This window comes from Amycolatopsis sp. NPDC005003 (assembly GCF_053600695.1).
Genome location: NZ_JBSGAI010000034.1, coordinates 41,302 through 55,427, shown reverse-complemented (window position 1 = coordinate 55,427; position 14,126 = coordinate 41,302). Strand labels below are relative to the sequence as shown.

The 14,126-nt window shown below is 70.3% G+C and carries 12 protein-coding genes; 5 read left to right on the top strand and 7 right to left on the bottom strand.

Going from position 1 to position 14,126, the window contains the following annotated elements:
* Positions 1-178 precede the first annotated feature (178 nt).
* The 3 genes from clpB to ACWED2_RS32805 all read right to left on the bottom strand — a co-directional run bounded on the left by clpB (position 179) and on the right by ACWED2_RS32805 (position 4,604).
* On the bottom strand, positions 179-2,776 hold the full coding sequence (gene clpB / locus ACWED2_RS32815; RefSeq protein WP_449694377.1) for an ATP-dependent chaperone ClpB: 2,598 nt from the start codon (positions 2,774-2,776) through the stop codon (positions 179-181).
* A gap of 97 nt (positions 2,777-2,873) precedes the next feature.
* The gene (locus ACWED2_RS32810; protein WP_449694376.1) at positions 2,874-4,061 is read right to left on the bottom strand and encodes an MFS transporter; all 1,188 of its coding nucleotides are present in this window, start codon (positions 4,059-4,061) and stop codon (positions 2,874-2,876) included.
* A gap of 99 nt (positions 4,062-4,160) precedes the next feature.
* The gene (locus ACWED2_RS32805) at positions 4,161-4,604 is read right to left on the bottom strand and encodes a MarR family winged helix-turn-helix transcriptional regulator (protein WP_449694442.1); all 444 of its coding nucleotides are present in this window, start codon (positions 4,602-4,604) and stop codon (positions 4,161-4,163) included.
* A gap of 305 nt (positions 4,605-4,909) precedes the next feature.
* On the opposite strand from ACWED2_RS32805, the gene ACWED2_RS32800 reads away from it, so the two are divergent.
* The 5 genes from ACWED2_RS32800 (at position 4,910) to ACWED2_RS32780 (ending at position 9,756) form a co-directional block, all read left to right on the top strand.
* Positions 4,910-6,085, top strand: a complete 1,176-nt coding sequence (locus tag ACWED2_RS32800) for a globin domain-containing protein (protein ID WP_449694375.1) — start codon at positions 4,910-4,912, stop codon at positions 6,083-6,085.
* Between the two features lie 358 nt (positions 6,086-6,443).
* On the top strand, positions 6,444-7,547 hold the full coding sequence (locus ACWED2_RS32795) for a globin domain-containing protein (RefSeq protein ID WP_449694374.1): 1,104 nt from the start codon (positions 6,444-6,446) through the stop codon (positions 7,545-7,547).
* Positions 7,548-7,621: 74 nt separating this feature from the next.
* Positions 7,622-8,338, top strand: coding sequence for a dienelactone hydrolase family protein (locus tag ACWED2_RS32790; protein ID WP_449694373.1), 717 nt, complete (start codon positions 7,622-7,624; stop codon positions 8,336-8,338).
* Between the two features lie 147 nt (positions 8,339-8,485).
* On the top strand, positions 8,486-9,235 hold the full coding sequence (locus tag ACWED2_RS32785) for a lytic polysaccharide monooxygenase (protein ID WP_449694372.1): 750 nt from the start codon (positions 8,486-8,488) through the stop codon (positions 9,233-9,235).
* Positions 9,232-9,756 carry a DUF305 domain-containing protein gene (locus ACWED2_RS32780; protein WP_449694371.1) on the top strand — a complete coding sequence of 175 codons (525 nt, stop codon included), beginning with the start codon at positions 9,232-9,234 and terminating at the stop codon, positions 9,754-9,756. Before ACWED2_RS32785 ends, ACWED2_RS32780 begins: the two co-directional genes overlap by 4 nt.
* 160 nt (positions 9,757-9,916) lie before the next feature.
* On the opposite strand, the gene ACWED2_RS32775 is transcribed toward ACWED2_RS32780, so the two are convergent.
* Genes ACWED2_RS32775 through dnaK form a run of 4 tightly spaced genes read right to left on the bottom strand, consistent with a single transcriptional unit; the run spans position 9,917 to position 14,126 of the window.
* Positions 9,917-10,342 (bottom strand): heat shock protein transcriptional repressor HspR, encoded by a 426-nt coding sequence (locus ACWED2_RS32775; protein ID WP_208630211.1) that lies wholly within the window; start codon positions 10,340-10,342, stop codon positions 9,917-9,919.
* 5 nt (positions 10,343-10,347) lie between these two features.
* Positions 10,348-11,523: a molecular chaperone DnaJ gene (dnaJ, locus tag ACWED2_RS32770; RefSeq protein ID WP_449694370.1), complete on the bottom strand. Its 1,176-nt coding sequence runs from the start codon at positions 11,521-11,523 to the stop codon at positions 10,348-10,350.
* A 33-nt stretch (positions 11,524-11,556) separates the two neighbouring features.
* Positions 11,557-12,255 (bottom strand): nucleotide exchange factor GrpE, encoded by a 699-nt coding sequence (grpE, locus tag ACWED2_RS32765; RefSeq protein ID WP_449694369.1) that lies wholly within the window; start codon positions 12,253-12,255, stop codon positions 11,557-11,559.
* Positions 12,252-14,126, bottom strand: coding sequence for a molecular chaperone DnaK (gene dnaK / locus ACWED2_RS32760; protein WP_449694368.1), 1,875 nt, complete (start codon positions 14,124-14,126; stop codon positions 12,252-12,254). The genes grpE and dnaK overlap by 4 nt, the downstream gene beginning before the upstream one ends.

The window sequence follows — 14,126 nt, the reverse complement described above, 5'->3', positions numbered from 1 at the left end:
TGTTACGCCGGAGGGATGATCGCCGGTCCCCGTGTCGCCGGGCCCATTCGGAGCATTTTCCGCGTTCCCGGGTCGACAAATCGCCACGAACCACTGTGGACGGCCCGGCGGAGTGGTCTGCCGCGGCTGGTCGTGAGTGGTAATTCGGGTTAGAACCCGAATTACCACTCACGAGGGGTCAGGCGCGGGTGACGGTCAGCGAGTCGCCGGCCTCCAGCAACGGGCCGTCGACGCGCACGGTGTCGCCGTCCCGGATCTCGCCGGAGAGCAGCTCCTTCGCCAGCTTGTCGCCGATCGCCGACTGGACCAGCCGCCGCAGCGGGCGGGCGCCGTAGATCGGGTCGAAGCCGTTGAGCGCGAGCCACTCGCGGGCGCCGTCGGTGACGTCCAGGTTCAACCGGCGCTGGGCCAGCCGCTTCGCCAGCCGGGCGATCTGGATGTCCACAATGGACGTCAGCTGCTCGGTGCCGAGCGAGTGGAACACGACGATGTCGTCGAGCCGGTTGAGGAACTCCGGCTTGAACTGCCGCTGCACCACCTCGAGCACCGCGTCGCGCCGCTGCCGCTCGTCGAGCGACGGGTCGGCGATGGCCTGCGAGCCGAGGTTCGACGTCAGGATCAGGATGGTGTTGCGGAAGTCCACCGTCCGGCCCTGGCCGTCGGTCAGCCGCCCGTCGTCGAGGACCTGCAGCAGCACGTCGAAGACATCCGGGTGGGCCTTTTCCACCTCGTCGAGCAGCACCACCGAGTACGGACGGCGCCGCACGGCCTCGGTCAGCTGGCCGCCCTGGTCGTAGCCGACGTACCCGGGCGGGGCACCGACCAGGCGCGCCACCGAGTGCTTCTCGGCGTACTCGCTCATGTCGATGCGCTGCATCGCGCGCTCGTCGTCGAACAGGAACTCGGCCAGGGCCTTGGCCAGCTCGGTCTTGCCGACGCCGGTCGGGCCGAGAAACAGGAACGAGCCGGTCGGCCGGTCGGGGTCGGCGACGCCGGCACGGGCGCGGCGCACCGCGTCCGCGACGACCTGCACGGCCTCGGCCTGCCCGATGACGCGCCGGGTCAGTTCCTCCTCCATCCGGAGCAGCTTGCCGGTCTCGCCCTCGAGCAGCCGGCCCGCCGGGATGCCGGTCCACGCGCTGACCACGTCGGCGACGTCGTCCGCGCCGACCTCCTCCTTCAGCATGACGTTCTGCTGGCTGGCCTCGCTCGCCGCGGTGGCCGCTTCGAACTCCTTCTCCAGCGCCGGGATCCGGCCGTAGCGCAGCTCGGCGGCCTTGCCGAGGTCGCCGTCGCGCTCGGCGCGCTCCGACTCGCCGCGCAGCTGCTCGAGCTGCTCCTTGAGCTCGCGGACGCGCTCGATGGAGCCCTTCTCGTTCTGCCAGCGCGCGGTCAGCGCCGTCAGCGTCTCGCGCTTCTCGGCCAGCTCGGCACGCAGGTTGTTGAGCCGCTCCTTCGAAGCGGCGTCGCTCTCCTTGGCGAGCGCCATCTCCTCGATCTCGAGCCGGCGCACGGCCCGCTCGACCTCGTCGATCTCCACCGGCCGCGAGTCGATCTCCATGCGGAGCTTCGACGCGGCCTCGTCGACCAGGTCGATCGCCTTGTCCGGCAGGAACCGGGCGGTGATGTAGCGGTCGGACAGCGTCGCGGCGGCCACCAGCGCGGCGTCCGTGATCCGGACACCGTGGTGCACCTCGTAGCGCTCCTTCAGCCCGCGCAGGATCGCGATGGTGTCCTCCGGCGACGGCTCGCCGACCAGCACCTGCTGGAAGCGCCGCTCCAGGGCGGCGTCCTTCTCGATGTGCTGGCGGTACTCGTCGAGCGTGGTCGCGCCGACCATCCGCAACTCGCCCCGGGCGAGCATAGGCTTGATCATGTTGCCCGCGTCCATCGCGCCGCCCTCGCCGGTCGCGCCCGCGCCGACGATGGTGTGCAGCTCGTCGATGAAAGTGATGACCTCGCCCGCGGAGTCGGTGATCTCCTTGAGCACGGCCTTCAGCCGCTCCTCGAACTCGCCGCGGTACTTCGCGCCGGCCACCATCGACCCGAGGTCGAGGGCGACGACGCGCTTGCCGCGCAGCGACTCCGGCACGTCCCCGGCGACGATGCGCTGGGCCAGCCCCTCGACGATGGCCGTCTTGCCGACGCCCGGCTCGCCGATCAGGACCGGGTTGTTCTTGGTGCGCCGCGACAGCACCTGCACCACGCGGCGGATCTCGGTGTCGCGGCCGATGACCGGGTCGAGCTCGCCGGCGCGGGCGCGCTGGGTGAGGTCGACGCCGTACTTTTCGAGCGCCTTGAACGTGCTCTCCGGGTCCGCGCTGGTGATCCGGGCCGAGCCGCGGACCTTGGCGAACGCCTCCTGCAGCGCGTCCGGCGTCGCCCCGTGGCGCTTGAGCAGGTCGGCGACCTGGCCGCCCTCGGTCGCGAGCCCGACGAGCAGGTGCTCGGTCGAGACGTACTCGTCGCCCAGCTCGGTGGCGAGCTTCTGGGCGCGCGTCAGCGACTTGACGGCGTGGGTGTCGAACTGCGGGCTCGACACGGTGGCGCCGGTCGCGGACGGCAGCGCCGCGATGAGCGGCTCGAGCTCCTTGTGCACCACCTCCGGGTCGGCCCCGACCGCGGTCAGCAGCGGTGCGGTCAGCCCCTCACCCTGCGCCAGCAGGGCGCCCAGCAGATGGGCGGCCGACACGTGCGGGTTGCCGGCCATGGTGGCCGCCTGCGCCGCGGACGAGATCGCCTGCTGGGTCTTCGTGGTCGGGTTGAAAGCGTCCATCCCTCACCTCATGCTCGGTACTGCGAGAAGTCCTGGTGACAGGCCTGACCGTGACCCGTCAGTATCTCTAACGCACGAAAACTTGAGTCTGTTCCGCTCAACTCTGCCCGGGTGCGACCGCGTTCGCCGGCAACCGCGAGCCGAGCGCGCCCAGCCCGGCCACGGCGACGCCGGCGCACGCCCCCACCAGCACCCAGGGTAACCAGTCGGCGACCGAGAACAAGGCCACCACGGCGGGCGCGATCACCTGCGCCACCGTGAACGCGTACTGGTACGCAGCGAGATAACGCCCGCGGGCGACCGGAGGTGCCGCGGCCTCGGCGAGCGCCCCCGATCTCGGCCCGAAGACCAGGTCGCCGGCGGCGAACACCAGCGTCGACACGAGCAGGTACACCACGCGCCAGGCCTCGGGCACGAGCAGCACGCCCAGGCTGACCAGGCACCACGCGGAGAACAGGGCCGAGCCGACGCGCATCGCCGCGATCCGCGTCAGCCGGGCGGTGAGCCGCAGCGCCAGCGTGCCGCCGACGCTGGTCAGCACGGTCAGCAGGGCGAGGATCGCGCCCGGCAGCCAGGCCGGGCCGTGCAGCCGGTCGAGCACGAACACCGGCGTGCCGATCAGGAAGAAGTCCAGCGAGAGCCCGAAGAGCCCGCTGAAGAGGATGAGGGCGAGGTACGGCCGGTCGCGCAGCACGCGGACCGACCGTTCGCGCACCGGCCGGTGCGGGCGCGCGAGGCGGACGAAGAAGACGAGGATCGACGCGGCCACGAAGAACGTCACCACGTCCACGGCGAGCGCGATGCGGTAGCCGTCGTTCCCCAGCCACGTCAGCATCGCCCCCGCCGAGAGGCCGCCCAGGCCGAAGGAGGCGGCCCGCACCATCCCCACTTCGGCGAACGGCCGGTCCTTCGGGCCGTCGCCCGCGACGTCGGCGATGAGCACGAACAGCGAGCTGTAGAAGAGCTGCTGCCCGGCGGAGAGCAGAACGGCCGCGACCACCACCAAGCCCGCGCTGTCGGCGGCCAGGTACGCACCCGTGCCCGCGGCCTGCAGCAGCTGGGCGCCGATCACCACGGCCCGCGGCCCGACGCGGTCGACGAGCCGGCCTGCCATCGGCGGCACGACGAGCCCGCCGACGGCGCCCAGGGTGACGGCGGTGCCGGCCACGGCGAGCGGCATGCCGACCACCTGCGTCACGTAGACCAGCGCCAACGGGAGGAACAGGCCCGAGCCCAGGTTGTCGATCCCCAGCGCGCACAGCAGCGCGACCCGGTCACGCGTCACCCACCGACGGTAACCCTGGGGAATACCGTCAAGTCAGGACCGAACGGACAGTTTCCTCGGGGGCGAAAGACACTTCCGGTGTGCCTCTTCGCCGCGGTATCACTTGTTCGTGTCAGCCAGGCAGGCGTCGCTGCCGAGGGCCCGGCGGAGATCGGTGTTCATCTCCGCCAGCCGCGCGGTGAGGTCGGTGACGCGCTCGTCGTCCCAGCCGCTGAGCGCCTTCTCCATGAAATCGGTGTAGCTGGCGCGCCAGCGGGTGAGCTCGGCCCGGCCCTTCTCGGACACGCTCACCAGGGACGCCCGGCCGTCTTCGGGCGCGGGACGGCGGTCGACCAGCCCGGCCGCGGAGAGCTGGGCGATCTGCCTGCTGACCACCGAGAGGTCGACGAACCGGCGTTTCGCCAGCTCGGACGGCCGCGTCTCGCCGTTCTTCGCCAGGTCGGACAGCAGCATCGCGGCCGCCGGGTGCAGCCCGGGCTCGCTCTGCCAGGTCTGCATGATCCAGGCGTGCTGGAGCTGGGAAGCGGTCTTCAGCTCGCGCATGAGCTCGACCCGGACGTCGTCGTCGGTGTTGCCGAAGCCCGTAGCCACCCCTGACACCTCCATTGGTTGTGCCATACAAGTATATTGCCGGACGCTTGCGGGGAACAACCATCTCTCCGGTGAGGTCCCCCACGCCCGACCGGGCCGAATACACCCGGTCGGAGCAACAATGCGGGCAAAAGGGCGGTCGACGGCTACCCTGCGGACGGGCGCTGCGCGCGGCGCCCTCCAGTGGCGTTGAGTGACGAGGTGGCAGCAGTGGCGAAGGACCCAGGAGGCGGTCCCCGACCCGTGAACAACCTCTCATGACAGCAGATTCCGTCAGCCCGCTTCCCCGGTCTTCGGCCCCGCGTGAAGCCCCCGCGGCCGTGACCGCGATGGTCCGGCTCATCCGGGACAGCTGGGCCAGGTCCGAGCCGTACATCGCGGACATCTCGCAGTTCTTCTACGGGATGCTGTTCACCCTCGCCCCGACCACGCGCGACTTCTTCCCGATCAACATGGAGATCCAGCGCGGCAGGCTGGTGCGCGCGCTGGTGCACATCGTGCAGATGGTCGACCGGCCCGACGACCTCGCGCCGTTCCTGCGCCAGCTGGGCCGCGACCACCGCAAGTTCGGCGTGGTCCCGCGGCACTACGAAGCGGTCGGCACCGCGCTGCTGGCGTCGCTCAAGAACCACCTCGGCCCGGCCTGGACGCCCGAGGTCGAACGGGCGTGGGCCGAGGCGTTCACCATCGCCGCGCGGGCGATGCAGGACGCGGCCGCGGCCGACACGAACCCGCCGTCGTGGTCGGCCACCGTGGTCGAGCACCGGCGGCTGACCTGGGACCTCGCCCTGGTGCGGCTGGTGCCCGACCAGCCCGTGCCCTACCACCCCGGCCAGTACGTGAGCGTCGAAGTGCCGCAGCGGCCACGGCTGTGGCGCTACCTCTCGCCGGCGAACGCGCCGCGCGAGGACGGCGGCATCGAGTTCCACGTCCGCGCGATCGACGGCGGCTGGGTCTCCCGCGCCATCGTCAGCCACACCCAGCCCGGCGACGTCTGGCGGCTCGGCCCGCCGCTGGGCAGGCTGACGGTCGACCGGGAGGCCTCGCGAGCCGTGCTGATGGTCGCCGGCGGCACGGGCATCGCGCCGCTGCGGTCGATCCTCGACCACCTCGCGCTGTGGGGCGAAAACCCGAAGACCCACCTGTTCTACGGCGGCCCGTCCCGCGAGGACCTCTACGACCTCGAAGAACTGCGCGCGCTCGCCGCGACGAACCCCTGGCTGAGCGTCACCCCGGTGGTGGAGCGCGGCGGCGACGTCCCCGGGTTCGAGCAGGGGACGCTGGCCGAAGCCGTCACGCGGTACGGCGCCTGGCCCGGCCACGACATCCTGGTGTCCGGCTCGCCGGCGATGATCCGCGCGACCGTGTCACGCATGCTGGTCGCGGGCAGCGCGCTGGACCAGATCCAGTACGACCCGTTCACGATCGACTAGCCACCGGCGGCGCAGTGGCAATCCGCCGTCCGGTGAATGGATTCGTTACGCTTCGGAAATCGATAACCCGTAACGGATGAATCCGGCGCGGTGATCATTCTCACGCTGCGACAGACGGGGTTGACCGGGCGTACTTGAATTGCTCCGTTCGAGCGGGAAGCCGCGGAATCACGCGCATCTGCACGGGAATTCGCCTACAGTCGGGAACCCTCGGGGGCGGCACCGCCACAGCGACGCCGCATGCACGGCGCGAAAGCCTTGGCACGACTGGAGAATACCGTTCCCGATGAGTGCTGAATCCGTGAAGATCTCCACCATGCCCGAGACAGTTCCTGTTTCGGCCGTGGAAGGTCGAGAGATGGCCCGGTTGATTCGTGAAAGTTTTGCGGAGGTCGAACCGAAAGCAGAGGAACTGGCGCAGTACTTCTACGGTGCGTTGTTCGTGGTCGCCCCCGATTGCCGGGATCTGTTCCCGGTGACCATGACGACGCAGCGGAGCAGGCTGCTGCGCGCGCTGGTGTACGTGGTGCAGATGGTGGACCGGCCCGACGAGCTGGTCACCTTCCTGGGGCAACTGGGCCGCGACCACCGGAAGTTCGCCGTCGTCTCGCGGCACTACGACGCCGTCGGCGTCGCGCTGATCGCCGCGTTGAAACGATTCCTTAAGGAGAAGTGGACCACCGAGGTCGAATCGGCGTGGACCTCGGCCTACGGGCTCATCGCCAAGACGATGCGCGAAGCGGCCCAGGCGGAAACGGGACCGGCGGCGTGGTCGGCGACCGTGCTCGAGCACCGGAAGCTCAGCCGCGACGTCGCACTGGTGAAGGTGCGCACCGAAGGCCTCCTGCCCTACCGCGCCGGCGAGTACGTCAGCGTGGAAGTGCCGCAGCGGCCACGGTTCTGGCGGTACTTCTCGCCGGCGAACGCGCCGCGCGGCGACGGTCAGCTCACCTTCCACGTGCGCGCGGTGCCCGGCGGCTGGGTCAGCGGGAGCATCGTCAACCACACCAAGCCGGGCGACGTGTGGCGCCTCGGGCCGTCGATGGGCGTGCTGAACGTGCGCCCGACGTCCACGAAGCGGCGGCTGCTGATGATCGGCGGCGGCACCGGGATCACGCCGTTGCTGGCGATCCTCGACGACCTTTCGCGCTGGAAGCGGAACCCGCCGGTGCACCTGTTCTTCGGCGGACGGCGACCGGAGGACCTGTACGCGCTGGAGGAGCTGCGCCGGCTGGCCGCGATGTCGAAGTGGCTGACGGTCACCCCGGTCACCGAGGAGGGCGCGCTGGCCGGCGGCGACCGCGGCACGCTCGCCCACGCCGTCACCCAGCGCGGCACGTGGCGGAACCACGAGGTGCTCGTTTCCGGTTCGCCGCCGATGATCCAGGCGACCGTCGCCAAGCTGCTGGCCAGGGGGATCGATCTGGAACGAATATCCTACGACCCGTTCACCATGGACTGAGGTTTGTCCGGAATGCGCTGAGAGACTCTCAGCACCCCGCGCCGCACCGGTGGTTTCTCGCTATCTTCGCCGATATGGAGATGACTATTCCGGTTTCGGACGGCACCATCGGCGGCTACCTGGCGGAGCCCGCCGGCACGGGACCCCACCCCGGTGTGGTGCTCATCCACGACGCGTTCGGGCTGAGCCAGGACACGAAGAACATCACCGACCGCTTCGCCCGCGAGGGCTACCTCGCGCTCAGCCCGGACCTGTATTCGCGCGGGGGAATGCGCCGCTGCGTGCGGCGGGTGTTCTCGGACATGTTCGCCCAACGCGGTCGCAGCTTCGACGACATCGAGGCCGCCCGCACGCTCCTGACGGGCCGGGACGACTGCTCGGGCCGGGTCGGCATCGCCGGGTTCTGCATGGGCGGCGGCTTCGCGCTCGTCGCGGCGTCACGCGGGTTCGAGGCGTCCGCGCCGTACTACGGGCAGCTGCCGAAGAACCTGTCGGTGCTCGACGACGCCTGCCCGATCGTCGCCAGCTTCGGCAAGAAGGACTTCGGGCTGCGCGGCGCCGCGGCGAAGCTCGAGACGGCGCTGACCGAGCGCGGCGTCCCGCACGACGTCAAGGAGTACCCGGACGCCAGCCACGGGTTCGCCAACAAGATCGACACGGCGGCCCCGGTGAACCTGCTGCTCAAGGTCGTCGGCTTCACCTACCACCACGAATCGGCCGAAGACGCGTGGCGCCGGGTGACGTCCTTCTTCGGCGAACACCTGCAGCAGCCGTCCCGACCTTCGCACTGAGCCGAGCGGAGCAGCGAATTCGTCGAACGGCGGTAGTTCGTTGACCGTTGTGCCCGAATCGCCTTATGGTCTAGACCACATCTTCCCCGGATGTGCTCGCTCGTCCTCCCCTGCCGGAACAACGCCGTTCCCCCTCGAGGAGCCGAAATGACCTGGAAAAGAACGCTCTTCGCGGCCGCGGCCGGCGCCCTGCTCGCGCCGGTGCTGGTCGTCGCCCTCCCCGCCACCTCCGCGAGCGCCCACGGTTACGTGTCCGACCCGCCCAGCCGGCAGGCCAACTGCGCGGCCGGGAAGGTCCCCGACTGCGGGCAGATCATCTACGAGCCGCAGAGCGTCGAAGGCCCGAAGGGGCTGCGCAGCTGCAACGCCGGGTTGTCGCAGTTCGCCGAGCTGGCCGACGAGTCGAAGCCGTGGCCGGCCAAGTCGGTGGGCAGCACGGTGACGTTCAACTGGGTGTTCACCGCCCGGCACTCGACGTCGAACTACGAGTACTACGTCGGCGGCACCCGGGTCGCGGTGTTCGACGGCAACAACCAGCAGCCGCCGTCGACGCTGTCGCACACGGTGAACCTGGCCGGCTATTCGGGCCGGATCAAGGTGCTGGCGATCTGGAACATCGCGGACACGGCCAACGCGTTCTACAGCTGCGTCGACCTCCAGGTCGGCGGAGGCGGCACCCCGCCGCCGACGACCACCACGCCGCCCCCGACCACGACGACCCGGCCGCCCACCACCACGACCAAGCCGCCGACGGGTGGCACGTGGGCGGCGGGCACGGCGTACAAGGTGGGCGACGTCGTGACGTACGGCGGCGCGACCTACCGCTGCATCCAGGCGCACACGGCGATCGCGGGCTGGGAGCCGCCGAACACCCCGGCGCTCTGGCAGCGCCAGTGAGAGTGGTCCTGGCCGTCGTCGCGCTGCTCCTGACCGGCTGCGCGACGACGGCCCCTCCGCAGCACAACGCGGCCGACGTGATGTTCCTGCAGATGCTGATTCCCCAGAACCAGCAGGGCATCGAGATCGTCCGGCTGGCTTCGGCCCGCCCGCTGCCGCCCTCGCTGAAGGAGCTGGCGGCGGCGATCGAGGTGACCCAGCAGACCGAGGTCGACGACATGCGACGCTGGCTCCGCGAGTGGGACCAGCCCGAGGCGGTGGCCCCGCAGGCCCACGCCGGCCACGGCGGCCTGAAGACGACGGCACCGGACCTGGTCGGAGCGCTCCGGACGGCGCCGGACAGCGAGTTCACCCGCCGGTTCCTGGACGTCCTGACCGGACAGCAGCAGGGAGCGGTCGAGCTGGCCCGGACGGAGAACGGACCAGGCGGCGGGGTCAACGCCCAGGCCCGCGACCTGGCCCGGCGGGTGATCGAGTCCCGGACGGCGGAGGTCAAGCAGCTGCTGAACGTCAAGACGTGACCCGCGGCGCGCCGGGGAAACCTGTCTGAGCAGGCCCCCGTTTTCCACGCTACCCGCAGGCACCGACAGTTTCTCGTGCCCGCAGGCCCCATGAGGGCCGGTTCTCCACATGCGCGAAGGCCTCCCCGGTCGCCCGGGGAGGCCTTCGTCGCGTTGGTCGTCAGCGGCGCTTGGGCCGCCAGACCACCAGCGCCGTCTGCTGGTTGAGCGGCACCAGGTCCCGGCGGTAGGACGCGTGCGCCGCCGCCGTCGCCTGTTCCGCGGCCACGTACGCCGCGGCCAGTTCTTCGGTCAGCTCGGTGATCCGGGCCCGCAGCGCGTCGACCTGGTTTTCCAGTTCGATGATGCGCTTGATGCCGGCCAGGTTGACGCCGTCTTCCTGCGACAGCCGCTGGACCTCGCGCAGCAGCGCGATGTCCCGCATCGAGTAGCGCCGCCCGCCGCCGGGGGTGCGGCCCGGTGAGACCAGGCCCTGCCGGTCGTACGTGCGCAGCGTCTGCGCGTGCATCCCGGCGAGCTGGGCCGCCACCGAGATGACGAACACCGGGGTCTCCTCGTCGCCTTCCTGGGGAATCCCGCCGAACACCACTCTCACCTACCTTGCAGCAGCTCGGTGATCTCTGGCCGGGGGTCGTGCCCGGCCATCGCCTCGGCGTACGCCTGCAGTGCCTCGCGCGCCTTGTCGTCCAGTTTGGCGGGAATCGCCGCCTGGAGGGTGACGAGCAGGTCACCTTGCGAACCGTCGCGCTTGGCGATGCCCTTGCCGCGCACGCGCAGCACCCGTCCGCTCGCCGTGCCCGGCGACACCTTGAGCGAGACCTTGCCTTCCAGCGTCGGCACCGTGATCGTGGTGCCGAGCGTCAGCTCCGTGAAGTCCACCGGCACGGTGATCGTCAGGTCGAGCCCCTTGCGCCCGAACAGCGCGTGGGGAGCCACGTGCACGCGGACGTAAAGGTCACCCGCCTGCGCCCCGCCCCGGCCCGGCTCACCCTGGCCGGCCAGCCGGATGCGCTGGTCGTCGTCGACGCCCGGCGGGATCCGGACGGTCAGCGTGCGGGTGCGCGTGCTGATGCCTTCGCCGCCGCATTCGGGGCACGGGTCGTCGATGATCGTCCCGCGGCCGCGGCAGTCGCGGCACGGCTCCGAGAACGCGAACGCGCCCTGGCTGCGGCTGACCAGCCCCGAACCGGAACAGGTCGGGCAGGTCCGCGGCGAAGTCCCCGGCCGGGCACCGTTGCCGTTGCAGGTCGCGCAGGTCGCCGGGCTCGACAGCCGCAGCGGCAGGGTCGCGCCCTTGACCGCCTCGGTGAAGTCGATCCGGACGTCCGTCTCGACGTCGGCACCGCGCTGCGGCCGGTTCGCCGTCGCGCCCGCCGACGACCGGCCGCGGCCGAAGATCCCGCCGAGGATGTCGCCGAGGCCGCCGAAGCCGCCCTGCTGACCCGCGCCGGCGCCGGCCTGGCCGAAGATGTCGCCCATGTCGAAACTGCCGCCACCGCCGCCACCGGGGAAGTTGAAGCCACCCCCGCCGCCGAACAGCCGCCGCGCCTCGTCGTACTCCTTGCGCTTGCTCGCGTCGGAGAGCACGCCGTAGGCCTCGGAAACCGCCTTGAACTTCTGCTCCGCCTGCGCGTTGCCGGCGTTCGCGTCCGGGTGGTTCTCCTTGGCCAGCTTCCGGTAGGCCTTCTTGATTTCGTCCGCGGTGGCGTCGGAGGAGACGCCCAGTTCACGGTAGAAGTCCTTACCGATCCATTCCCGTGCGCTCATCGGGCGTCTCCTCCTCCCACTTGGTTTTTCCTCTTACTGCTGCTGCTCATCGGCTCCGCCGTCGAGTGGCGGCTCGCCACCGACGGACGGGGCCGCGCCGGGCTCGTGGTCGGTCACGCCGACCAGCGCCGCCCGCAGTACGCGATCCCCGAAGCGGTACCCGCGGCGCATGACCACGGTGACCGTCGGGCCCGCCACGTCCGGCGAGGTGTTGTGCTGCACGGCCTCGTGCACGCTCGGGTCGAAGGCCTCGCCCTCGGCGCCGAACGACTCGAGGCCCGCGCGCTGCAGGCCGCTGATCAGCTTGTCGCCGACGGCCTTGAACGCGCCGGTGAGGTCGCCGTGCTGCTCGGCCCGCTCGAGGTCGTCGAGCAGCGGCAGCAGGTCGTTGACCACCGTCGCCTTCGCGCCGATCACGACCGCCTCGCGGTCGCGCTCGACCCGCTTGCGGTAGTTGGCGTACTCGGCCTGCAGGCGCTGGAGGTCGGCGGTGCGCTCGGCCAGCTCCTTCTCCACGTCGGAGACGACGGCCACCGACTCGTCCACAATGGACTCACCCAGCGAGGGGCCCGCGTGCTCCACGGGCGCCTCGTCGGGGTCCGGCGCGGCGTGGGCCGGACCGGGCGGGCGGACCTGCCCGGTCTGGGGGTCCACCCGACGCCGGTCCCGCACGACCACCGGCTCCTCGGGGCCTCGGCCCTGGTTCTCGGATTCGTCGTAGCTGTGGGTCACTTCTTCGGGTCCTCTTCGACGATCTCGGCGTCCACCACGTCATCGGCCTTGGCCTGGCCGCCGGCCGCACCGGCGTCCCCGGCCGCACCCGCACCCGCACCGCCGGCGGCACCGGCCGCCGCGTCGGCGTTCGCGTTGGCGTACAGGGCGGAGCCCAGCTCCTGCGAAGCGGCGTTCAGCTTCTCGATCGCCTCGCGGATCTTGGTCGAGTCCGTGCCCTTCAGCGACTCGTTGGCCTCGTCGATCGCGGACTTGACCTTGCCCTTGAGGTCCTCGGGCAGCTTGTCGTCGTTGTCCTTGACGAACTTCTCGGTCTGGTAGACCAGCGTCTCCGCCTGGTTGCGGGTCTCCGCTTCCTCGCGGCGCTTCTTGTCTTCCTCGGCGTGCGCCTCGGCGTCCTTGACCATGCGCTCGATGTCGTCCTTCGGCAGCGCGGAGCCACCGGTGATCGTCATCGACTGTTCCTTGTTCGTGCCCAGGTCCTTCGCGGTCACGTGCACGATGCCGTTGGCGTCGATGTCGAAGGTGACCTCGATCTGCGGCACGCCACGCGGGGCCGGCGGGAGACCGGTCAGCTCGAACATGCCGAGCTTCTTGTTGTGCGCGGCGATCTCGCGCTCACCCTGGAACACCTGGATCTGCACCGACGGCTGGTTGTCGTCCGCGGTGGAGAAGATCTCCGAGCGCTTGGTCGGGATCGTGGTGTTGCGCTCGATGAGCTTGGTGAAGACGCCACCCTTGGTCTCGATGCCGAGCGACAGCGGCGTGACATCCAGCAGCAGGACGTCCTTCACCTCACCCTTGAGGACACCGGCCTGCAGCGCGGCGCCGACGGCGACGACCTCGTCCGGGTTCACGCCCTTGTTCGGCTCACGGCCGCCGGTCAGCTCCTTGACCAGCTCGGCGACGGCCGGCATGCGGGTGGAACCACCGACGAGCACGACGTGGTCGATGTCGCCGACGGAGATGCCCGCGTCCCGGATGACGTTGTTGAACGGCGCCTTGGTGCGGTCGAGCAGGTCCGAGGTGATCTTCTGAAACTCGGCGCGCGAGAGCGTCTCGTCGAGGAACAGCGGGTTCTTGTCCGCGTCCACGGTGATGTACGGCAGGTTGATGCTGGCCGAGTTCGAGCTGGACAGCTCGATCTTCGCCTTCTCCGCCGCCTCGCGGATGCGCTGCAGCGCCATCTTGTCCTTGGTCAGGTCGATGCCGTTGGTGGCCTTGAACTTGTCGACCAGCCACTTGACGATGCGCTCGTCCCAGTCGTCACCACCGAGGTGGTTGTCACCGGAGGTGGCGCGGACCTCGACGACGCCCTCGCCGATCTCCAGCAGCGAGACGTCGAAGGTGCCACCACCGAGGTCGAAGACCAGGATGGTCTGCTCCTTCTCGCCCTTGTCCAAGCCGTACGCCAGCGCGGCGGCGGTCGGCTCGTTGACGATGCGGAGCACGTTCAGGCCGGCGATCTGCCCGGCCTCCTTGGTGGCCTGCCGCTGGGCGTCCTCGAAGTACGCCGGGACGGTGATGACGGCGTCGGTGATCGTCTCGCCCAGGTACGCCTCGGCGTCGCGCTTGAGCTTCATCAGCACACGGGCGCTGATTTCCTGGGAGGTGTAGTTCTTCCCGTCGATCTCGGTCTTCCAGTCGGTACCGATGTGCCGCTTCACGGACCGGATCGTCCGGTCGACGTTCGTGACGGCCTGGTTCTTCGCCGGCTGGCCGGTCAGCACTTCACCGTTCTTGGCGAAGGCGACGATCGAGGGGGTGGTACGGGAGCCTTCCGAGTTGGCGATGACCGTCGGCTCGCCGCCCTCAAGGACGGCGACGACCGAGTTGGTCGTGCCGAGGTCGATGCCGACCGCTCGCGCCAT